20 protein-coding genes are annotated in these 22150 nt (G+C 41.2%); all 20 read right to left on the bottom strand.

Annotated features, from left to right (window positions below; translation table 11 throughout):
- Positions 1–36 precede the first annotated feature (36 nt).
- The 20 genes from ACOQON_RS10770 to ACOQON_RS10865 all read right to left on the bottom strand — a co-directional run bounded on the left by ACOQON_RS10770 (position 37) and on the right by ACOQON_RS10865 (position 22148).
- Positions 37–2502 (bottom strand): fused MFS/spermidine synthase, encoded by a 2466-nt coding sequence (locus tag ACOQON_RS10770; protein ID WP_420575429.1) that lies wholly within the window; start codon positions 2500–2502, stop codon positions 37–39.
- Positions 2503–2585: 83 nt separating this feature from the next.
- Positions 2586–3914 (bottom strand): hypothetical protein, encoded by a 1329-nt coding sequence (locus tag ACOQON_RS10775; protein WP_420575430.1) that lies wholly within the window; start codon positions 3912–3914, stop codon positions 2586–2588.
- Positions 3915–3958: 44 nt separating this feature from the next.
- Entirely contained in the window at positions 3959–7204 is a 3246-nt protein-coding gene (locus ACOQON_RS10780; RefSeq protein WP_420575431.1) for a SusC/RagA family TonB-linked outer membrane protein, read from the bottom strand.
- Positions 7205–7368: 164 nt separating this feature from the next.
- Positions 7369–8388 carry a FecR family protein gene (locus tag ACOQON_RS10785; protein WP_420575432.1) on the bottom strand — a complete coding sequence of 340 codons (1020 nt, stop codon included), beginning with the start codon at positions 8386–8388 and terminating at the stop codon, positions 7369–7371.
- 129 nt (positions 8389–8517) lie between these two features.
- Complete coding sequence (locus ACOQON_RS10790) at positions 8518–9138, bottom strand: RNA polymerase sigma factor (protein WP_420575433.1); 621 nt, start codon at positions 9136–9138, stop codon at positions 8518–8520.
- Between the two features lie 28 nt (positions 9139–9166).
- A complete protein-coding gene (locus ACOQON_RS10795; protein WP_350204896.1) occupies positions 9167–9673 on the bottom strand; it encodes a nuclear transport factor 2 family protein in 507 nt (168 codons plus the stop codon).
- Between the two features lie 84 nt (positions 9674–9757).
- Positions 9758–10510: a hypothetical protein gene (locus ACOQON_RS10800; protein WP_420575434.1), complete on the bottom strand. Its 753-nt coding sequence runs from the start codon at positions 10508–10510 to the stop codon at positions 9758–9760.
- A gap of 28 nt (positions 10511–10538) precedes the next feature.
- Positions 10539–10994 (bottom strand): DUF2231 domain-containing protein, encoded by a 456-nt coding sequence (locus tag ACOQON_RS10805; protein WP_350204894.1) that lies wholly within the window; start codon positions 10992–10994, stop codon positions 10539–10541.
- Position 10995: 1 nt separating this feature from the next.
- A complete protein-coding gene (locus ACOQON_RS10810) occupies positions 10996–11514 on the bottom strand; it encodes a DUF3347 domain-containing protein (RefSeq protein ID WP_350113910.1) in 519 nt (172 codons plus the stop codon).
- A gap of 152 nt (positions 11515–11666) precedes the next feature.
- On the bottom strand, positions 11667–12098 hold the full coding sequence (locus tag ACOQON_RS10815; protein ID WP_350204893.1) for a hypothetical protein: 432 nt from the start codon (positions 12096–12098) through the stop codon (positions 11667–11669).
- Between the two features lie 179 nt (positions 12099–12277).
- Positions 12278–14674, bottom strand: coding sequence for a TonB-dependent receptor domain-containing protein (locus ACOQON_RS10820; RefSeq protein ID WP_350222555.1), 2397 nt, complete (start codon positions 14672–14674; stop codon positions 12278–12280).
- Positions 14675–15245: 571 nt separating this feature from the next.
- The gene (locus ACOQON_RS10825) at positions 15246–15989 is read right to left on the bottom strand and encodes a PepSY domain-containing protein (protein ID WP_350206085.1); all 744 of its coding nucleotides are present in this window, start codon (positions 15987–15989) and stop codon (positions 15246–15248) included.
- Complete coding sequence (locus ACOQON_RS10830; protein ID WP_420575435.1) at positions 15989–16657, bottom strand: class I SAM-dependent methyltransferase; 669 nt, start codon at positions 16655–16657, stop codon at positions 15989–15991. The genes ACOQON_RS10825 and ACOQON_RS10830 overlap by 1 nt, the downstream gene beginning before the upstream one ends.
- 44 nt (positions 16658–16701) lie before the next feature.
- Positions 16702–17148, bottom strand: a complete 447-nt coding sequence (locus ACOQON_RS10835; RefSeq protein WP_348284242.1) for a hypothetical protein — start codon at positions 17146–17148, stop codon at positions 16702–16704.
- Between the two features lie 93 nt (positions 17149–17241).
- A complete protein-coding gene (locus ACOQON_RS10840) occupies positions 17242–17664 on the bottom strand; it encodes a hypothetical protein (protein WP_420575436.1) in 423 nt (140 codons plus the stop codon).
- Between the two features lie 12 nt (positions 17665–17676).
- Positions 17677–18291, bottom strand: coding sequence for a DUF3347 domain-containing protein (locus ACOQON_RS10845; protein ID WP_420575437.1), 615 nt, complete (start codon positions 18289–18291; stop codon positions 17677–17679).
- A gap of 30 nt (positions 18292–18321) precedes the next feature.
- Complete coding sequence (locus ACOQON_RS10850; RefSeq protein WP_348284239.1) at positions 18322–19125, bottom strand: prohibitin family protein; 804 nt, start codon at positions 19123–19125, stop codon at positions 18322–18324.
- Between the two features lie 112 nt (positions 19126–19237).
- Complete coding sequence (locus ACOQON_RS10855) at positions 19238–19429, bottom strand: hypothetical protein (protein ID WP_420575438.1); 192 nt, start codon at positions 19427–19429, stop codon at positions 19238–19240.
- Between the two features lie 87 nt (positions 19430–19516).
- Positions 19517–20059 (bottom strand): potassium channel family protein, encoded by a 543-nt coding sequence (locus tag ACOQON_RS10860; RefSeq protein WP_420575439.1) that lies wholly within the window; start codon positions 20057–20059, stop codon positions 19517–19519.
- Between the two features lie 250 nt (positions 20060–20309).
- Complete coding sequence (locus ACOQON_RS10865; protein ID WP_420575440.1) at positions 20310–22148, bottom strand: efflux RND transporter periplasmic adaptor subunit; 1839 nt, start codon at positions 22146–22148, stop codon at positions 20310–20312.
- Positions 22149–22150 lie beyond the last annotated feature (2 nt).

Here is a 22150-nt window from a genome sequence, read left to right on the forward strand (position 1 = left end):
ATAAATTGAAGCAAAACATAGAACTGAATGTCTGTTCTACAAAAAATCCGGAGCTAAAGTTCTAATCTCCATTAGGATCGAGTCTGCTTTTTCTACATCTTCATTTTGTAGCAGTAAATAATTGAAATACAAATGACCAACCTCAATGTATGAAAGTTCTTGCGCAGGCATGTTTACGAGATATGGATCTTTATTTGGGAGTACCTTCCTTAGGTTATGATAAAGTTGAGCTTGCATTGGCCCAGTAAGAAAGGTTGCCTTTCCAGCATTGGCCTGCTGGGTGGCTACTGGTGCTATGAATTCGATTGTTCGTTTATCGTCTGTATTTATCGGCGCATTTTCTATGGTGGAACGAATGGCTTCAATATTGCCCAGATAAAAAAGTCCTGCCATATGAAGTGATGTATTTTTTTCATCACTCAATACATTTTCTATATTTTTTAAAAGCACCTCATTTCTAAGCCTGGTATTTGTCCTTTGACCTATCAGGGCAATGCTTGGTTTTTCACTTGAAAAGTCTGCACGCCAAAACGTGGTGGTTGGGAAAACCTTGCTGAAGGTTGCCACTATTGATTCAAAACTTTCCTGAGTGAGCTGATATAAGGGAAGCCATTGTGCAAACAGACCACCTGAATCCAGCTTACTCCTGACCATCTGAAAGTGCTCCAGGGTGTACAGGCTTCCCGTTCCACTATGCCAGGGAGAGAACAAATCACCAATGATCACATCATATTTCTCCTTTGTTCCCAATAGGTGATTGCGCGCGTCATCATGTATGATTTTCACCCGATGATCGGTATACAGGTCATTGGTCCAGGCTGAAAAAAAGTTCTTTGATGCAGGAATCACATCTGCCACAATTTCAGCTACATCTACGTGTTTAACGTCATGGTTCAATGCAGCTCCGGCGGTAATCCCCGTACCCATCCCGAGGAAAAGTACCTGTTCGGGTTCTGGATGAATGAGCAACGGTATGTTGGCTTGCATCTGCTCCACCAGTGTTGACTGAGCATCGCCGAGGATGTACGTATTGTTCAATCTCATGTCTATATTGTTGTCAGATTTTACCACAGAAACTATACCATCGACAGACTGCCAGACTCCCAACAACTGCTCTGAGTCCGATAACCGAACTACCTGTGGAGAGCTGAAAAACAAGACCGCAACGGTGGCAAAAGCTGACACGGTGATCTTTCTTGAAGAGTAGCCAATCCCGGAAGACTTAAGAAAGTAGAAAAGCAGAACACCATATCCTATGGCAATTACTTTAATGGAGACCCATACACCAACCACTTCTATAAGCACAAACCCTAACAATATGGGGCCAACTGCACTCCCGAGTGAATTGAGAAAAACCATTCTGCCAATGAATGTTCCTGGTACCAGATTAAATATGGAGTTTGATTTGATGAGGTATGGAAATAAGGTGCCTAGTACTATGGCTGGAATGCCTATCACCCCCAGACTAAGAAAAAATATTGAAATCAGATAATCTGTCCATGCAGCAGTCATCCCAACATAAGAGAGACCATTGGTCATAAAATCAAAAACCCAGGGCGTACTACCAACTAAAAGTATTGAAAATAGCAGTAGAAAGAATATGATGTTTTGAATTTTAAAGGATCGTTTCACCAGGTAGTGAGCAAAGGCCCCACCTATTGCCAGTGATAAAAGGAATACTACTAAAACAATCGAAAATGAATATACTGAGTTTTGCAAAACCTGTGTAAACATCTTGATCCATGCCGTTTCGGCGGCCAGAGCAAGCATTCCTGAGCCAAACGCTATTATATGAAACTGTGTAATGCTCAAGACTGAAGTTGTCTTTGGGTTAGCTTGTGATGGTTGGTTAGTGGATGGCGGAGCTTCCGTATATAAGTCAAGAATAATAGCCATGATGCCTATGATACCGGCCAGGCAAATAGATACGATGTAGGTGTTTTGAACCCCCAATTGGATGAACAAAAAAAAGCCGGCCAAAAAAGTACCAACCGCTGCACCGAGGGTGTTTAGTGTATAGAGTAAAGTACCTCTGGAAGCTAAATGCGTTCTGCCAATAAACTGTGATAAAACTGGAAAAGTACCTCCCATTAGTACCGTAGGTACGAATAGAACAAGCAAGGAAAAGAAGAATTTGATGAGGGTAAGCAAAGACCTGCTGTCACCTGCCAGCAATACCACATCTGAATAGATGTCTTCATAAAATTTCAGTCCTGGTATCAACAAAAGGGCCGATAATGCTATTCCCAATTCCAGCAATCCATAAAGCCTGAGAGGACGTATCACCTTTGAGGATCTGCTACCCCAATATTTTCCACCTAAGGCTAGCCCGAGAAAAAAAGAAGCTAGGGTAGCTGCAGCGGCATAGGATGCATTACCAAAAACAAGCCCAAGTTTGTACATCCAGACTACCTGCATTACCAAACCTGCCATTCCCGAGAAAAAAAACAGGAGTCCAATGGGTCTATGTGAAAGGGAGTTGAGAATTACTTTTTTTTCCATTCTTAAGTAAAAATTAAAACAAAAGGGGTCATTAAGACCCCTTAAGCTTCATTTAAAATGTTAAACCTACTATAAATGAAAAACTATGGGTTAGTATCAAGGCAACCAACATAGTTTGGATTATTTGCCTCAGACTGAGGAACCGGGAAAACTACATTGGAATCATACGATCCACCTTTAAAGTAGTCACCCGTTGGAAAAACATCTGAGACAGACCTGCCGTAAACCCTCACCAATCGACGTAAATCACCCTGTCTATGAGCCGTACTGTACAACCAAAAAGCTCGTTCTGCAAAATGATAGTTTAGTAATTGATTCTGGGTCATGCCAGACAGGTCTTCTGGCGGCAATCCGATCGTCGCTCTCAGTGCAGTATGAATGCTCTCAACCGTCGCGTTTTGAGTTGCCTGTGCGGCAGCTTCCGCTTCGATCAGTCTTGCTTCGATACCAGAGGCAAAAACAATAGGATCACTTGCATCATCATATTTAAGTTGATTGTAATATGGCGTAATGTCATCCTGTCCAAACGCTCCATTGTCTTCCCATGGAGTCCGTGGATCGTTGCTACTTCTATACATTAACCCATTCCCTCCTTTTCCATCTGCAATTGAAAATTGCCTCCTTACCGTACTCATGATATACACCCCATTTTGCTGCCTTAGGCTATTTTCAGAGTGTTCTACATTGTACACAAAATCATCAGGCACTGATGAAACTTCGTCGGCTGCATCAGAGATTTGACCCAAGCCTAATAAAGCCCTGGCTTTGCCCACTCTCGCGAGATACTCAAGGTCAGAACCAGGTGTGGCATCAGCAATGGCATCATCAAACCAATTAATGGCAGCCTGAAACATTTGATCTGTTGTTTGGGGCTCCCCCAATATCAGATCACCACCATCTGCAGGTGCTTTGCTAAATGAGATCCCTGAACAATAGGTTTCAGCAAAAAGGATATAAACATACCCTACTACACTTTCCATCTCACTTTTGGTGTTATCAAATCCACCAAAAGTATTAATAAGGTCAACTGTAGCTTCAGCTGATGCCCTGGCACGATGAAGGTTTCCATATATCCTATCAATATCAAAATTAACATTTTGAACAATTCTGGTATCTGCCTCTCTTCTGGTTGGAAATGTCCCGCTATAGTCAAATTCATCTGCCATAAGACCACTCATGATAATAAGTCCGGTAGTAGCACCGTGTCCAGCCGCCGAACCACTAATGGCGACTGCAAGATCTCCTAAAGAGCCTGCCCTTAACGTTGCAATCCCGGCCTCACTATTCAAATTGTCTGGTGTAACAATATCAGGATCTGTTACCTCCAGCATCGAATCGCATGACGATATACCAAAAATCAGCATAGTCAGTAGCCCAATTAACCTAAGGCTATTTCTAATCGCTCGTTTCATTTTGTTGCTTTTATAATTAGTCATAATAGTATCATTTAGATTAATTAAAATGTCAGATTGAGGCGAGCCTTCCACATCCTTACAGGAGGCTGGCTAAGAAATTCTTCCGTCGTGAAGTTGGCTTGTCCAACGGAGCTTATTTCAGGATCTAATCCCGAATAATCTGTCCATACTCCAAGGTTTTGACCAGATAGCGTAAGGCTCGCCCGACTTAACCCTGCATTGCTAATAAGGGTCTTCGGTAGACTATAGGTAAGTGAAATTTCTCTTAGTCTCCAAAAAGACGCATCCTCAATATATCCTGCATTTGTACCTAAAAATTTAGAAGCAACCGCCCTGGCCTGACTTGCCAATGAGGCATTTGGATCATTTAATTCATCGGTATTGTTGTTTCCATTTCGCCAGGATCCTGTGTTGTTATAAAGTTTCTGTCCTCCACGGAAATTGAGTAAGCCCCTCAACTCCAATTGTCCATCCAAAAATTTAAGTGAAGGCATAAATGAGACGTCTGTAGTAGCGAACGGGGAACCCAAATAAACAGCTTCTGCCCCTGCTTGAACTTCACTTTGGGCTATAAACCCATCTCCATTGGCATCATTGAATGTGTAAGGCTCATCCCAATAACCTCCCAGCGGATAACCCTCAACATGACGTTGCTGTCCAAAGATTACTGGTTCAATTCCCTCTCCAAGCTCCTTCAATTCATTGTCCAAAAATGCACCTACAAAATTTAAGTCGAAAGCTGTTTTCCCTACTTCAAATATTCTGGCATTCAGTGACACTTCTAACCCCTTATTCTGAACGGATCCAAGGTTTTCAAATCGGCCTGTTCCAACTCCTAATGATTGTGGAAGTTGTCTAAAAATAAGTGCATCAGATGTTTGCTTATTAAAATAAGTTACTTCAAGGTCCACTCGATTAGAAATAAGCCCGGCATCAAATCCAAACTCAATCTCCCTAGATCTTTCGGGCCTTAAGTCTTCATTACCCACGCTTCCAAACGTAACACCTGTCACATCACTTCCTCCATCTACAGTGGCAGCTATAGGATTGAAAAATCTTAGTGCATCGTTTGTACCTGGTTGTACACCCGAGGCTCCCCAAGCCCCTCTCAGCCTAAGTGAACTCACTATATTGTTACTGACATTGAAGAAAGACTCATCAGAAAGAACCCACGAAACACTTACCTTCGGGTAAACAACCGCATCCAGTGCTGAGCCAAACGAACTACCTCTGTCTGAACGAATAGCACCTGTAACAAACAGTCGCTCATTAAAACTTACCTGCTCTTCGATAAAAACACCGGCAGTTCTTTGTTCAATAGTTTCCTCGGTACTAAAAGTCGTGGCTGCACCGGCAATGGAGCTACTACCCGCAACCAATTGAAGTCCGGTACTTAATGTCCCTTGGGATAGATTTCCAAGGTATTGAAATCCAACAGAGGATCTTAAGCCGACACTAGATGACAGCTTATTCGTATAGGTGGCCACCGCATCAAGGGTGTACACAAACTCATTAAACCTGTTTGAAAATCGAGCTCCTTCATCATAGTTAAGAAAATCCGGAGCTTTACCGGTCGGAAAAAACTGGGTATCCCATCGATTAGTGTAGTCAATACCCCCTGCAAGTCTTACTCTTAAGTTTTCAACTTTTGTCCACTCTAAGTTAAGGCCTGTAGTGTATCGATTAATCCTTTGTCTGGTATCTATGGTAAATAATTCTGCCGGCGTAAATTCACCCCATCCATCATTGACTTCCGGATCAGCTGTACCATTGAGACCTTGTGCCATAAGGGCCAATGAAAAGTTATCATTTAGTGGAAGTTCCAGGTCGCTATTGGTGTATCCGCTAGTGAAATTTGCCTGCAAGCTTTCGGTAATTTTGGCACCAAAGTTTGCACGAAAATTCATCCTTTTGATATTATTTACCGGAAGTACCCCCTCATTGTCACTTACGTTACCTGAAAGGTAATAGGTCAGGGCATCACTACCCCCTGAGACACTGGCACCAAATCCAAACAACTGTCCTTTTCTGAACGGAGATGTTTCTGAATCATTTAATGGCTGGTAAGATTCTACTCTTGTAGGAACAAAACTACCTTCCGCTGCTTCAAAATTAAACCCCGGATTGCCGCTTGCATCATAAGCCTGATAGTTGGCAGGGTAGTTCCCTACATCCTCTACAAAACCTCTTTCCGTGTAGGCTGTCCATCGCGGTTTGCCTTTTTTTCCTTTCTTGGTTGTGATCCTTATCACCCCATTGGCAGCTATTGATCCGTATAGTGTAGCGGCAGATGGGCCTTTTATTACCTCAATAGACTCAATATCCTCAGGATTGATATCATTCAATCTGGAAGGCGACTGACCTCCGGTTTCAAAAGATATGGAGTTGGGCTGGTTGTTAATTAACACTCCATCAATGTAAATAACTGGTTCATTGGACAATGAGGCACTATTTGATCCCCTAACCCTTATTCTTGAACCCATTCCCACTGATCCTCCACTTCCGAAGATTTGAACACCGGATGCTTGTCCTTGTAACAAGTCAGACACGTTGCTTATTGGTCTTACTTTGACATCCTCATCCACATCCAGTCGAGCAATGCTATTTCCAATTTCAACCTTTCTTCGTACTCCTGTTGCTGTCACTACCACCTCTTGAAGGTTACTCACGTCTTCGTTTAAAACGACATTGTAATTTTGTTGATTTCCCACAGTAACTTCAACTGTCTCAAAACCCAGATAGCTGATCACTAATGTCTCCCCCTCTTCGGCTTCAAGATTAAAATTTCCATCTATATCCGTTGTTGTTCCATTGGTTGTACCTTTTATAACAACTGTTGCGCCGGGAAGACCATTGCCCTCACTGTCAGTGACTCTTCCACTAACCGGAATCAACTCTATCACAAAAACTCCAACTTCAGACTTCTTCTTTGCTCGCTGCACGTGGATGTTATTGTCTATTCGTTTGAAATTCAATGCCTTTTGCTGTGAAAGCAACGTTAAAGCATCCAACAATGACCCATTTTCAATATGGACGCTGACTTTTGATTTTAAGTCAACCTTGCTGTCATTGTAAGAAAAAGAAAATCCTGTTTTCTCATTTAGAAAATTGAACACTTCCTTCAATTCAACGTTATCACTTGAAATTGAAAGCGGAATCTCTTTTAAACTAACCTGGCCATTAGCTTTTTCTGCATAGACTGTCATGCTAAGGAGACAGTTTACGAGTAAAGCATAAAACATGGTCTTTGACATTTCTATCGTTTGTTTTAGTATATACTTGTTCATACTTTTAATTATTGGTAAAACATAGTTTTTATCAATGCTCAGGGTTTTTGAGGTAGACTATCTTTTGTTTGCAGACGGAGATGTATGCCTCAATCCCTTTTTGGTTCGTCATCCTTATTGGATGACGAACTCCTTTTTAACTTGTATCATATGCATCCATCACGTTAGGGTTTTAAGGTTAATATTATGATATTGTCTTTATTCTTTTTATAAGAAAATCCGGAGGTATAACTCCAACCATCCAATACTTTTATGAGCGATTTATTGTCATAGCTGGCAGAATACAGCCCTCCTGCTTCGTGACCAAAATCTGCCTGAATAGTTACGTCATACCACCTTTCTATTTTCTCTTTCACCTGATCAAAGGTGTCATTTTCAAAAGTGAGTATCCCGTCCTTCCAACCAACATGACTGGTTAGGTTATTGGTTTTGTCCGCTTTAAACCGGTTATTCTTCTTTTCATACCTGAGCAGGTCATAGGGTCTAAGCTGGTAAGAATCACCCATGGAATGCGATACCTCTACTTTACCGCTAACAACCACTATGCTTGCTTCCCCTTCTTCTTCAAAGGATCTAATATTGAAGGAGGTACCTAAAACAGTAGTCTTTAATTCCTTAGTCCAAATAACAAATGGTTTTGACTTATTCTCAGCGACATCAAAATAAGCTTCGCCGGTCAAATAAACTTTTCTTTCACTATGCCCAAAAAGTGAATCAATGATTAATTCACTTTCTGCATTCAGATGAATTTTAGTACCGTCTGGCAGAATGGATATGGATTTTTGCCCACGTGGGTTTTCTTTGGTTACTAAAACCCTTTTTTCTTCGGCAGGAGATGCATCTGCCGCATTAAATGGACGTAATATCAAGGTGAATGCAACAATCAATGCTACTGTGGCAGCTACAGGAAGCATAATCTTCTTCCACCTAAAACCAGATCGAGGGGCCCCTTTAATTATATTTTCTAAGGTCTCTAAATATTCGTCTGACGTTAGAGGTTCTGGTTTCGCATACGAAATAGATAAAACAAGCGATCTGGCATCTGAAATAACCTGACGTTGGCCAGGGTTTGAGATAATGTATTCATTCCAAAATAGAGAAGATTCTTCATTTGGGTGCTTCACCCAAGCAACAAAAAAATCATCTGTAACAAAATCAACTACGCTGTAGTCACGGTATTTCATTGGTTTTCATGCGTTTCTACCTATCTAGTAGAATAAACCAAATGAAAGTGTCCATTTTTTGAAGAGAAAAAATTCTTACTTCAACTATTTAATAAAAAAAAGAACATTATTCCGAATTATTTACAAATACTAAACGAATATATGGCGTATAGAATCCAGTGCTCTCCCAACTAACTTTCTGGCAGAGCTTTTGTCACTCACATTCATAATGTCTTTGATCTCTTCAAACGTGAACCCTTCATAATAGTAAAGAATGATAGCTTGTCTTTGCTTTTCAGATAGCTGATTAAGAGCTTTGGTTAATCTTCCACGTTGGATCTTGGTATTTTCTTCATCAATAAGCTTCACATCACTGGTCAGGCTTATCGCCCAGTTGGCAGGAGGGTCATTCGACGGTTCAAACGACTTTAGTCGTGTTTCTTTTTTAAGAATGGACATGAGCGTACGATGCAAGGCCTTGTACAGGTATGGCCTAATTTTTTCCACTCGTTGTTCTTTACCTTGCCTTTGTTTCAGGTACAAGAAAAGGTCCTGAATTGCATCCAGAACGATGGCCCTGGATGCAAACTGGACACCAAATGTAAATAACCGGTGGACATATTCGTTATAGATATACACGAATGCTTCATCATCTCCGGCACAATAGGCTTGCCAAATTTCTTCATCTTTTCTATCAGAAAATCTCTGCTTGCTCTTTTTCAAAGATGGAGCTTTGTGTACATCTAAAGGATATATTTTTTTCTCGCCCATTTGATCGGTTATTTATGCAAATGATTCATCAATGTGAACTACTCATCCCCCGGGAAGAAGAGTGTGTCTTCATGATTTTCCATTGGTCGTTTTCAAACTTCAAAACCGATGTAGCTACTCCTTTACGCTCAATTACCTGGCCCTCAGGTTCATCCGATTTCACCACGATTTTGAAGGTATAAGTCTCCGTAGTAAAGGCATACGGCATATCAATTTTCACTTTGATTTTATGATCATTGAAGTCAAATGACTCAAAAGCTTCTAACTCTGGTGCCAGATGATGATCTAAATAGTGCGAAAATGAACCTTCCGAACCACCCGATTCAAATACTTCAGAGTCTTTCAGGAAGAGTTCATTTAAACCTTCCACGCTTAGTGCCTCTATACCATTCTTGTATGTAGTTATTACTTCTTTCACCTTCGTTTCTTCTTCCGACAAGTTCACATTTCCGTACTGGTCAGTGGAAGTATTGCAAGCGCTAAGAATGAATGTAATAAGCACTGCAGGTAGTATTATTTTCTTTTGAAATTTCATGTTTGTTTTTGGTTGATATGATTGGGCAAACTGCATTTCTATAGCTTCCCAAAATCATAGGTTAATTCATAATTGATTTAAAACTCATTCGTCTTCAAGGGGTACAGTTTCTATTGATTTGATCAGGATTTCACCTGTTCCGTCTAGCATGATACCTACGTATCCATTTTTCATCTTGTCCCCATGACCATGAGTTACTGTCTTATTTCCGATGTATCCTTTATAGTGGGTTCCGGCAGCTGACACACGAAGGTTGATCCAATCCTCATCCGATTCGAATTCTGACTCGTCAAAAACCATTTCATCTCCCTGCACGATCCTTCCCAGCTTCATATTGTTTCCATTTACCGCCACAAATTCATGATTGTCGGCATTACTGGCATGGTGTATCAGTTTATAGGTTCCCTGAAAGGAGCTGGCATTTAAACTGACAGCCATTCCGATATTTCCATACGACTGATGAAATACAAACGCCACTGGTTTACCGTTTGCAGTTAATTTCAAGACATTGTCGCTTGCAACCTCTGTTACTTCAGGGGCTATATTTTCCATCGCCCCGGCTATGAAGTGAAAGTCAGATCGGATGAGCTCCTCGCCGTTACCGGAAGGTGTCCATGTTTTTCCTTCACCTTCATCCATAGATGCCTCACCATGACTACCATGATCATGACCCCCTGATGCTTCACCATGGTCATGACCATCCTCACTTTCGGTCATTTCAGAATGATCGTGTCCGGATTCTTCCTCTTCAGATTTTTTCCCACCTGAGCAGGCCGCAACACCCAACATTAGCATGAAGAGGATAGCGGAATAAATTGTTGATTTCAGTTCTTTCATTTTTTATATTATTTGAATTGTTCAATAATTATTTTTTTGTTCCCACGCCGTATTTGTAAACCAGCTTTCCCCCAAGGTCCGCTGTTTTAGCCACCATGCCCATTCCGACCAGTCCCAATATCAGCAGGCCAATCGCCATCAATTTTTTGGTATCCAGGCTTTTCCAATAGAGGAATCCTCGCAAAACAGCATATCCTGCAAAAAAGTAAAGCGTGTAATGCCCCCAATCTGAGTGCTGGCTGGCTGTGACTTCTCCCTGAAATGGGACGGAAACCATATCGATGGCCTGGTCCCCAGAGAGATACGCAGCAAAAGCACTGACAGCAGCCAAAGCATACAAACTCATCGCTCCATTTCGTGTCCAGGTGCTTTTTTTGATGACAAAAACCACATCAAACAGCAAAGCAACAGCCCATAGAGCAATAGGAAAGTGAATAATCAATGGATGGATATTTGGCATCCATTCCGGTAAAAGCGCTTCCATTTTATTCAATGGTTTCTTTTACACTTCCACACGACGGCATTTTATCACCAAAATATGGATTTGCAATTTTAGCATCATTTGATAGCCATGAAGCACCCGCATTGTCATTGGCCATGGGGCAATAATCCACGTAAATAGCTCCCATGGTTAATTTGGAGTTTTTTACCAACTCGATCATTTCAGCACTCAACATGGCAAACATCTTTCGCTTATCTTCAATGCTTTTGGCTTCTGAAACCATTTTTGCGCCAGTGAATGCTTTGTTGCCATTTTTCACCTCTTGGAGGGCAAGGACGAGCTGTGCTGCCGCATCATTTGATTTCAAAACGTCTGACGCAAAAAGGGCGTCTTTCAATGCTGTATACTTCAGGTATGCTTCACCCATCTCCTGGCTCTTAAACATTGGGCCCATTTGATCTGTATTTTTTTTAGTTTCATTGCCATGGCTTCCATGGCTATGCTGTGCGAAAGTCCCCCAACTGCTTACAGTCAGAAAGACCAATAGAATTGATTTTTTCATTGGAATATTATTTTACGGTTGAAAAGATTAAAGGGAAAATATGAAAAGGCTTACCTTTTGTCCCAACGTTTTAAAAAAGGTATGATACACAACGTTCTTATAGTTGTGGATTACTAAAGCCTTGCACGTAAAAGTGACCTTATATAAAGGTATTATATCCGGAAGACCTGGAATAAAATAAGGATAGAAGCCTGCCGGGGAGGCGGCCTATCTATTTCGTATAATAGAGTGGTTAATTCTTTATAGCTATTGGTAAATTGAGCAATAAAATGCTCAACCTGATTGAGTTGAAAATTGGAAAACGAAACTTGTAATTCTTTAACAAGAATTTTGGCATCATATACGACTTGGGCGGTAAAATCATCACAGCATTCCTCTCCTTCTGATGCTGAATGGTCATGACTATGGGCATCATGACCATGGTCATGTGAATGGTGGCCTTCTGAATGGCTCTTTTCTTCATGAGTGTAATTGTGGTCAAACCCTGCGACATCACCCAGATTACAGACAAAATAAACCAGAAAGGCACCCAAATAGGTACTAAGCAGGGAAAAGGAGAAAATACGATTTTTTAAAGTTCCCACTTTGGATTCAATTCTACTTATTAAAGGTAAGTAGGATCACTCAATATTCAAAACCCTTCTTGTTTTGAAAAAACAACGGATTCTTTACAGCATACTGAGAACACTGGTGAAAAAAATAAAACCTAATAAACTGAAAGAGGTTTCCCATAAAGATCGGGAAACCTCACTCAACCTAATGACTAAAAGTCTGCCCTCACACCAAAATTGATCATTCTTGGAGCTCCGGGCCTAAGGCCGGCAGGACGGGCAGCCACTGCATATTTATTATCAAAAACATTGCTTACCGAAATATTGGCTGAAAGAAATTTATTGATAATAACATTGGCTGAAAGATCAAAAACCATGAACCCGTCTATGCGCTCACCGGGAACTGTGTCCTCAGCACCCGGAACAGTACCAATATCACCCTGATATTTGGTATTAAAAAATAAGGATGCTCGTTTATGCTGGATGCCCACGTTGACATATACCTGATGATTAGCAATATAGGGCAGCTGATCTCCTTTATTAACCATTCCCCAGGGTTCAAGTTCAGATTCAAAACTCTTACTAAAATAAGCATCCGTATACGTATATGCAGCTACCACCGGCAATGAAATAGTGCTACTTGTATTTACCGCATCAAACCCAACTTGAAACTCCAAACCCCTAGTTATGGCCGTTCCTGCATTAAACGCATCTCCTGAACCTATGCCACCTGCGGCAGCAATATCCCTGCCAAGTAAGCTTTGGTAATCTGTATAAAACAACACTGCTGATCCTTCCACTTTACTATTGGTTTTCCTGATCCCCAGTTCATAGTTCGTACTCAACTCCGGGTCAGTATCATCTGAGCTGCCAGCCGGAGCAAACCCTCTGTGCACACCGCTGAACAAATTGAGTTGGCCGGATAACTGATAATTTACACCTACGCCAGGCAACCAAACACTGAAGCTATTTGATCTTGTCTGTAGATCACTACCAGTTCTCTCCACATCATTTTTCCCATAGTCTTTCCGGCTCACAGTTATATTCTCATAACGGATACCCGGGGTAAAACTCCATCGGTTTACATCTAGTTGATAGAGTATATAGCCGGCAAAAGCTTTTGCTGATTCTACTCTATTTGCTTGTGTACCGGGTGTTCCAGGCTGTATTAGCTTAATGGTACCATCGTTTATGGCATAAAGGTCTTCCCATTGATAGCGGTCCTCTTCGTCCTCATGCCATCTGCCACTTACATGAATATCATGCGAAACGTTCCCGGTTTCAAATTCATAATCCACTACTGACTGAACTCCCTGAGCATAGTATTCTCTGTTATTAGCTCTTAAGCTTAGGCTAGCCGTATCAGCAATACTTTGCCCCCTCAGCAGTTGGTATGCGGCTGGGAAGGTTTCCGGATTATCAAGTACTGAGGAGAGTGAGGGGCCATCAACGATACCCTGCAATTTGTACCAGTTTCTTGCAAAATCATTTCGATAGGCAGTAGTTACAATATTGACACCACCGGGCATTTCTATGTAATGCTGAAGTGAAAACCTGGACTGCTCAGCATCCATATTGTCCAACTGTGAGGCCGCATATCGCTGATACGGATTGTCATCAAAGTCAGATGCAGTTAACCCCAGGTAGGTTTCGTTGGCGTCTTCAAATGTTTGGCCCATGGTCATATTCAAAGACTGATACACCTTAGCATCCGCTTTGGTATTAATCCCTACTTTTATTTGATAGTCTTTCTTATCGAACCCGGTATCATCTCCATTTTCAAGTTCTTTAAACCCATCTGCACCGTATTGAAAAGTCTCGACAAGAAAGCCTACCTGCTCTGATTTGGTACCTACGTAAGCGTGTAAGTTTTTGTATCCATAGCTCCCGCTTGTCAATTGAAATTTGCTTGCAAACCGATTTGGAATCGGGGTGGACATTAAGTTGATGGCCCCACCTGTTGTAAACGGACCAAACCGGATCTGGCTGGCACCTTTGAGCACTTCCACACTATTCATACGGCCCATAGTGGGAAAATAATAAGCAGAGGGTGATGAGTAAGGTGCCGGTGCAGCCAATATCCCGTCTTCCATAATGGTAATGCGAGCGCTTCTTTCCAGGCTGGAGCCCCTAAGACCTATGTTAGGTCTTAGGCCAAAACCATCTTCTTCCTGGACGTTTACACCGGGCACCATTTTCATGATGTCATTCACGTTGGTGTAGTTATAGTTTTTCAGCTCTACAGCAGAAATGTATTGTACTGATCCAGGGATTTCCTTTAACCCAACTCTCCCGAGCGTGAGGCTTTGGCTTTCTATGACTAATTGAGGCAAGACGAGTATGTTTTCCTCTAGTTCTATGTTATCACCTGTACCAACTTTATCAATAGCTATCGTCAGCGAATTAAAGCCTATGCAGGAAATAGTAATTTCCTCAGAAGTGGCCGGAGCATATTCGATTTTGAAATACCCCTGTCCATCAGTCCTGGTACCTATTTGGGTATTTTCAACACTTACATTTGCATGAGGAATGCCTTTGCTTGTTCCCTTTTCAGTAACTCTACCTTCGATTGTTTTGGTTTGAGCAAAAGAGTAGACTGATATTATCATTAATAAGAATGTATATATGCCTCGCATTGACTTGAATTGTTATTTATAATTATTCTTAATAGTACAAAGTACAGACTTTAGTTATTATCCTACAATAGCCATTGCTAGTGAATTTTGAATGCTCCGATTCATTATTACTAGTGAGAGAAATGGGCATTAAGCCCCTGTTAACTCCCTGGATGATCTGCTCAAATGGTTGATAACGTTTTCCAGCTATTTCTAATCTCCAGTGCTATCATTCCAAGGTTTTCATTTTCCACAGCTTCCATAGACAAAAGCGGACATAGGCTACATCAATATGATTAGCTTCCTGTTTTACGATCACGTTGCAAAGGAGCATTAACCAGATAAAGTCTTCAGCCCTGAGAGCCTGTGTGCATACGATGGATTCCAGGATGTGGCAGAGGTTGAAATCCACATCTAGTTCTCTTTAGAGTAGCTCTTACACCATTTCAGTGAGAATGCCAAAACCTTCATCTATAAGGACATCAATTTCTATTACCGATGGAATCTTTGATTAAAAATTCATCCAAGGTTGGTGTAAGATCAGGCTGAATTTTTACTGTCGCTTTCATGATTTTCTGACCTTAAAAAATTTGAATTCTCTTTTGTTATATGAAACTCCAAAAAGAAAAAATCCGGATAGTACAGTGATCAGCCCGAGGATTGAAAACGCCTTGAGTAACCCATTACCAAAATCATCCCTGGTTTCATAATCCATGGTGTGCATCATCCAGAGCCAATCAAATGCTCTCCAGTTGTTGTGTCTGATGCGCTCAAACTGTCCAGTGACAGCATCCACATACACAACCGGGTCTCCCTCATAATCAAATGCAATGGACCATACCGGAAGGTGGCGTTCCCTATATTCATGATGATCACCTACTTCTGCCAATAATTGAGCTTCTTTTATTTCCGCTTTGAATGTGATATAGGACTTGGCAATTTCTTTCGCCTCGTCTTCAGTGAATTGCGGTTTTACTTGCCCCGTTTTTGCGGAGAATAACCTGTATTCCCCTGTCATCAATTGGAGCTGATAATAGGGTTCACCAAGTGCCTCCACTAGTTCGATTTTGGCTATTGGCTTCAAGGGTTGCGTACTATTTATCTTAATGAGTATGCTATCCGGAGCGATTAGACCAGATGTGGGAGAGAAGCCTTTTTTTTCCATCACCAAGTGCTCTCCATGTATCTTATCAATATCACTCCAACTAAAGTAGAGCCCGCCAAGTGTCCAAAATAAAAATTGAATGCCTAGAAACAAACCTAAATACCGATGTGCTTTTCTGATGTAGTAGTTGGTGTTGCGCTTCATTATTTTTTCTTTGTTCCCACGTAATAACAGAACGACCCGATACGTGTATTGATAAAACCAGTCTCCTTTACATCGGTAAAGCCAGCCTTCCGTATATATTCAGGCAGTAATCCTTTTACATTGGGAGTAGTCGTTTTGAAACCGTCCAGTAACTGTACAATATAAAAGGAAATGCGCATCCATCGGTTCTTTGCCTTGCCCCAATCCCCAACGATGAGCCTGCCGTCTGGCTTCAAAACACGGTGTATCTCTTTTAAGCTTTCCAGTTTGGCTTGCTCATTCAACTGATGAAAGACCAGGCAACTGTAGACTTTGTCAAAAGTATGGTCTTCATAAGGAAAGGCCGATCCTCCATATAGTTGAAGATCCATTTGAATGTCTTTTCCCTTCAATTTTGAGTTAGCGATCTCTTTTACTTTGGGGTCAATATCTAATCCATGGAAATGTGACTGAGGTGACTTTTGAGTTGCTAGTACTAGGTTAGTCCCTGTTCCATAGCCAAATTCAAGAATTTTTTCATTAGGCTGAGGATCAATCCTTTCGATAAGTAGACTCCTGAATTTCTTCTCCGGCATGGTGAGTTTGATGGTGGAATCATAAAGCCCAGTAAGGAAATTAAAACCTAATGCCGGAATAAATTCCTTTTCTTTTTTATGCTTTTTCTTCATGTTCGAAATTTTGATTTTGGTATGTGCCGCTCTATCGACCATGGTTAAGATCCTTCACCTTTTTCTTGTTTGTATTTGGTGTAGGTTTCCTCTGACTCGAAGTAAAAAACCTCGCCTGTAGCTTTTGATTTTAATACAATGAATGCGTCTGCTTTGTCCACCGGCTGTCCGGTATATGGGTCAGTCCCATACCTCACAGACTCCAAGTTATTTAACTTGTCTACACACATCTCACAGCATCCGTAATATATCTTTCCCTCCACAGGTACCTCTATCTGATTTACTCCCATGTAGGCGTCATTTACCATGCACACTTTGTTGTTTGGTAATTGTTCATCTATGGATACCCATGTAGTTGGGGAAGTATTGTTCCATACGTTATAGGCAATTATACTTAGGACTACCATACCAAAGAAGGCTAGCACTATGATTGACTGTTTGTCCAATTTAACCTCTTTCTCTTTTTGTTTTAAACGTTTTGTTCGCTTCATAACAGGTGTCTTTTGTCCTGTCTAAGGGGGTGCTTGTAAACCATATTCTTTCTGGTCTATTTGAAGCATCCCCTAATCAGGATTTTAAATATTCTAGTGAGAGATGGCTTCATGGTCGCCCATCAAGCCATCCATTAACTCGTGATCTTCGGCATGATGACCGTCCTGATCATCGTGTCCGTTCATCCCATTTGAACCCATATGCATACCATCAGTATCGTGATGATGGTCATCATGTCCATTTTCGTGCGAATAGTTTTCATGATGTTCTTCATAAAGGTTTTGAAAATGGTGAAACAGTGAGTCATGCAAATGAATGCCATCCAAATCGTCATCCTGAATAGATATTTTGAAGGCTTCATTCTCATTGACAGCATTTGTGTAGGCCTCCCTCAAGCCGTTCAGTGATTCCAAATCTGCTTGAGAAAGTCCGTTGTGCATATCGTCATCATTGCAGGAATAGAGGCCAATGGCCAAGCCCAACAATACTGTCGTTATAATTTTTGTGGCTTTCATGGTTATAGGTATTTAGTTGATAATTTCTTTCGTGCTGCCACAAGAGAGCATATTGCCACTGAAATAAGGATTTCGTATTTCTTTTGTATCGCTTAGCCAATAAGCTCCCTGATTGTTAAGTGCCATAGGGCAGTACTGGTAATACACTGAAGCCCCTATTATGCCAAAGGTTTTGATGCTTTTAAATAATGCCTGGTTAAAAGAATCGTAAGCAGCCTTTTGATCTTTGGTATCTTTAGATTCTGTCATTTTATCCAAAGCTGTATTCATCACCTTCAGATTCATCATCCATTCCATGTGCGCTTCGGAGCTCTTGAGTAAGCCCATGTCTATCTTTCCTAATGTCGCCTTTACCTGTAAGCCGCTATTGGAAATGCCTTCCACTTCACCGGTTAAAAAACTGTCTGCCAACTCAAACGAGGTATTGTAAACCTTTGTAAGCTGTTTCTTAAAATCAGTGCTTACATCATAGGACATTGTCTTCCCTTCTTCCATTTTCATCCCTGAATGCATGGAATGATCCATTTTAGAACCTTCTTTTTTGTCATTTGATCCATGATTATGCTGCGCATTGGCAGCCCCCAATGCTACAAAGAGGGCTACTATCATTATTAATTGCTTTTTCATATTATCTTGTATTTTTCTATATTATTGATTTTAGTTTCCATCTCCTCCCGTATCCACTATCACTGGTAGGCCATCTTTGCCCATAGGGATGAAGAAAAATTTGGTATTAGGGCTGTTCGTTAGCTTATCCTGTACCTCCAATGCCTTATACTGAAGGTATTTTTGGGTGAGCCCAGCATCTATGATCTGCTGGGCATCTCGCTGGCCTTTTGCTAAAATACGTTGGATCTCTGCCTGCTTCTCCGCAATTTTTATTTCATAGTCTTTTTGCTGAATGTCCTGCTCAACTGCCAGTTTTCTATCCACAGCTGAAGTAACAACCTGTGGATATTTAATATGGTCGATGGTTACATTATCGATCTCAAGGTGTTTGCCCTCTATTTTAGTGACCAACTGCCTGAAAATTTCCTTTTCAATATCCGGGCTCTTTGGCGAGACTACTTTGTAATCGTAACTCGCGAAAATATTTCTAGTAAGGCTCACAAATTCAGGTCTTACTACGTTCTTGTAATAGTTCTGACCAACCTCTAATTCCAATTGAGCCAGCTCAGCCTCAATCGGTCTTAAAGTAACTGAGACAGTGATTGGGATATGGAGTTCATCCTTGGTGAGAACAGCCACATTCTCCGTGTAAGTTTGCCATTGCACACTATAACGCACGACCCCATTCCAGGGCATATGCCACACAATACCATCTTTATATACTTGCTCCGTTTTCAATCCATTTCCATACGGGCTCCATTTCATAGCGTGTGTACCGGGCTTTACCACTGAGCAGCCAATTGCAAAAAGAGTAATCACTGCTATACTTAAAATACTGAATCTACTTTTCATTTTCTTAATGTTTAGATTTGACATGCTTAATAGTACGAGTCGTACAGCTCCTATTTTGATGTAATTTTGATTTAGGTTTATGATGTTTTTTAGGACATGTTTATTAAAGGTGTCAGCCAAATTTTCCATTACTTCTAAGGCTGGTACTAAAATTTGTCTGAAACCAAACCTGTAGCTCCTCTACTTCATGTTCAGGGAGCAAGCCAATTGCTTTTTGAAATTCTTTTAACATAAGTCCTTGACTAAAGCTTACTTTCTCCAGAATTATTTTACTGTATTCCAATCTTGATATTTTCGATTTCATGTGTATAAGTTTTTTTTGAGTACCTACTAGTGAAACGAAGTATTATCAATAGTTTTTTAATTTATTCTGGTAATTTTTATATGTTTTTTAATTTTTATCAATTTGCATATTGTTGATGTTTGACAATCCGAAAACAATCAATATAAAACTTTGTCCGATCTCCATGATGACCAGCACTCTGGCTAAACCGCTAACCGGAACTATATCCCCGTATCCGATAGAAGCAAACGTTACGGTGCTAAAGTAGAAGTACTCAAAAAAATCGTTGAGAAAGCCAGATTGCTCAATACCCGCAAAAGCGTTTTTATCAAAACCGGACAGGCACACAAAATCACTGGCAAAAGAAAATATGATGAGGGATACCAAGAGACCGAATATCCAAATCAATCGGTACAATGAATAACATTGGAAAATAGACCGCTTTATTTGCTTGATAGTGAAGAAGGTAAAAAACAATGCCTTGACCATCGCAAACAAAAGCACAACATATTGAACCCAGAGTAGTTTATGATCTATAAATTGCATCAAATACACATACAGCAAGGTTACCGCTCCCACCAGAATGATGGTAGGGCTCATTCCATTCAATAGATTGTTTGCAAAACTCGGTGCGTATCTATTTTTTTCCATGACCTGATCCTCGTGCCTATCAAATGGACTTATTTTTAAAAAGGCTGCCTTTCCTGGCTGTCAGAGCATATCCATCAGCGCAATAAGAAGAACGATGGAAATTATAATCCCCCAAAAAACCCGGGTCAGGATCTTTCTGTGTCCCGAAGGCTTTTCATCTCCTGTTTTGCAACACTCCTTCATTTATCTTTTTTAATTCAAAAGTGAAATCCCCGGTATGAATACCCAGTGACCGGGGACTCACCACCACTCACTCAATAACTTCCTTGTTTTCACCACAAGTCAACATTGCCTCTCCGTAATAAGGGTTTTTGATCTCTTTTACCGCACTCAACCAGTAGGCCCCTTTGTTATCCCTGGCCATTGGGCAATACTGGTAATAAATCGTTTCACCAGTTGTACCAAACATCTTGATAGCACTGTAAAGCGCATCGCTAAAATCCGCAAAGGCAAGGCGCTGCTTTTCTATGGCACTGCCTGACTCGATGTTACCCAGTGTTGTTTTCAGCGTTTTTAGACTGTTCATCCACTGGTTGTGCATTTCTCCTTTAACCAGGCTCATATCCACTTTGTCCAAAGCCGATTTAACACTACCAGCCTGTTTCTTGGCTGCCGTAGCATCTGTTGCTAAAAATGCTTTCTGCAAATCAAGATGTACTTGGTACACATTGGTTAGTTGCTGCTTAAAGTTTTCATCGACTGACATGTCCATTTTCTTGGTGTTTTCTGAAGAGCTCTCATCATGGCCCTCATGTTCACTCCCGGATGCAGGCTTCTTTTCTTCGCTCGAACCTCCATGATTATGACCCATAGATACTTTGCCTCCTTCCGGATTCATCATGCTTTTTTCTCCTCTAAGCTGTGCGGCCGCATCAATTTTGAACACTCCGTTTGTAGCTACCATTTCCCCCTCACTTAGTCCGGATTCTACCACGTAGTAGTCACCTGCATCAGCTCCCAGGTCAATTTCCCTAAACTGAAACATATTATTGTGATCATCGGTCATCACGTATACCACTGCCTTTTTACCTGTCCATAGAATGGCTGATTTTGGTATCACTAATTGATCCCCTGATCCCGGAAGCATTGTTTTTAGTATTCCATCTGCAAGCATTTCTGGTTTGAGGAGATCTTTAGGATTATCCAGTTCTGCCCTTACTTTGGCAACTCTTGACATAGGATTGAGTACCGGATCGATAAATGTTACGGTTGCATTAAACTCACGTCCCGGAATGGACTTGATTGAGAATTTGATCTTATCACGCATTTTTATCCATGGAATATCTGACTCATACGCATCAAACATGACCCAAACATGACTGAGGTCTACTACTTCAAATAGTGCCGTACCTTCTTTTACATAGTCGCCCAATGTCACATGACGCATGGTGACTGTACCTGTAATGGGTGACAGCACATCAAAATAAAAATCTACATCTCCGGATTGCTCTATTTGGTCAATCTGTGCTTCCGTAAGGTCCCATAGTTTTAGTTTATTTCTTGTCGCCCGATAATAGCTTGGGTTCGTTTCTTTAAACTTCATCGCTTCAAATAACTCACGCTGAGCAGTTACTAGCTCCGGAGAGTAGATTTTGGCCAGCACCTGCCCCTTGCGCACTTTCTGCCCCGTAAAGTTTACCATGAGTTTCTCAATCCTACCCGGATAGCGGGCAGTTAGTTCGGCAATATTGCGCTCATCCGCCATTACCTTCCCAGGTAAGTACACTTCCTTATAAGGGGCTTTTCGCTCAATAGTGCTCATCTCTACTTCGGCAATTTTCATGGCTGCATTGGAAAGTTTGACTGAATATTGACCAGCTTCTCCATCGTCCTCATCTTGTTTCATTGGGATAAGTTCCATGCCACATATTGGACAATTTCCCGGCTCCTCCCTTTGTATCTGTGGGTGCATGGAGCACGTCCATGTAGTCCCATCTGCATGGTCCATGGCCGAATGATCAGTAGGGAGTTCTTCCAGACTTTCACTACCGCTTCCCCCAATGAGCAACCAGCCAATCAGAATGCCAACAATCAGTACCCCCAGGTATGAAATTGTTTTTTTACTATTTATTATTTCTAGAATCTTCATTT

Source organism: Ekhidna sp., from assembly GCF_965221965.1.
GTDB lineage: Bacteria > Bacteroidota > Bacteroidia > Cytophagales > Cyclobacteriaceae > Ekhidna.

What these genes read in the sequence shown, in the direction of transcription:
- ACOQON_RS10795 (WP_350204896.1), bottom strand. Translation starts at nt 9,673, where the DNA reads ATGAAATTTCAAAAGAAAATAATACTACCTGCAGTGCTTATTACATTC.
- ACOQON_RS10855 (WP_420575438.1), bottom strand. Translation starts at nt 19,429, where the DNA reads ATGAAATCGAAAATATCAAGATTGGAATACAGTAAAATAATTCTGGAG.
- ACOQON_RS10835 (WP_348284242.1), bottom strand. Translation starts at nt 17,148, where the DNA reads ATGAAGCGAACAAAACGTTTAAAACAAAAAGAGAAAGAGGTTAAATTG.
- ACOQON_RS10785 (WP_420575432.1), bottom strand. Translation starts at nt 8,388, where the DNA reads ATGAAATACCGTGACTACAGCGTAGTTGATTTTGTTACAGATGATTTT.
- ACOQON_RS10860 (WP_420575439.1), bottom strand. Translation starts at nt 20,059, where the DNA reads ATGGAAAAAAATAGATACGCACCGAGTTTTGCAAACAATCTATTGAAT.
- ACOQON_RS10830 (WP_420575435.1), bottom strand. Translation starts at nt 16,657, where the DNA reads ATGAAGAAAAAGCATAAAAAAGAAAAGGAATTTATTCCGGCATTAGGT.
- ACOQON_RS10770 (WP_420575429.1), bottom strand. Translation starts at nt 2,502, where the DNA reads ATGGAAAAAAAAGTAATTCTCAACTCCCTTTCACATAGACCCATTGGA.
- ACOQON_RS10780 (WP_420575431.1), bottom strand. Translation starts at nt 7,204, where the DNA reads ATGAACAAGTATATACTAAAACAAACGATAGAAATGTCAAAGACCATG.
- ACOQON_RS10810 (WP_350113910.1), bottom strand. Translation starts at nt 11,514, where the DNA reads ATGAAAAAATCAATTCTATTGGTCTTTCTGACTGTAAGCAGTTGGGGG.
- ACOQON_RS10840 (WP_420575436.1), bottom strand. Translation starts at nt 17,664, where the DNA reads ATGAAAGCCACAAAAATTATAACGACAGTATTGTTGGGCTTGGCCATT.
- ACOQON_RS10790 (WP_420575433.1), bottom strand. Translation starts at nt 9,138, where the DNA reads ATGGGCGAGAAAAAAATATATCCTTTAGATGTACACAAAGCTCCATCT.
- ACOQON_RS10845 (WP_420575437.1), bottom strand. Translation starts at nt 18,291, where the DNA reads ATGAAAAAGCAATTAATAATGATAGTAGCCCTCTTTGTAGCATTGGGG.
- ACOQON_RS10825 (WP_350206085.1), bottom strand. Translation starts at nt 15,989, where the DNA reads ATGAAGCGCAACACCAACTACTACATCAGAAAAGCACATCGGTATTTA.
- ACOQON_RS10775 (WP_420575430.1), bottom strand. Translation starts at nt 3,914, where the DNA reads ATGAAACGAGCGATTAGAAATAGCCTTAGGTTAATTGGGCTACTGACT.
- ACOQON_RS10820 (WP_350222555.1), bottom strand. Translation starts at nt 14,674, where the DNA reads ATGATAATATCAGTCTACTCTTTTGCTCAAACCAAAACAATCGAAGGT.
- ACOQON_RS10865 (WP_420575440.1), bottom strand. Translation starts at nt 22,148, where the DNA reads ATGAAGATTCTAGAAATAATAAATAGTAAAAAAACAATTTCATACCTG.
- ACOQON_RS10805 (WP_350204894.1), bottom strand. Translation starts at nt 10,994, where the DNA reads ATGGAAGCGCTTTTACCGGAATGGATGCCAAATATCCATCCATTGATT.
- ACOQON_RS10800 (WP_420575434.1), bottom strand. Translation starts at nt 10,510, where the DNA reads ATGAAAGAACTGAAATCAACAATTTATTCCGCTATCCTCTTCATGCTA.
- ACOQON_RS10850 (WP_348284239.1), bottom strand. Translation starts at nt 19,125, where the DNA reads ATGAAAAGTAGATTCAGTATTTTAAGTATAGCAGTGATTACTCTTTTT.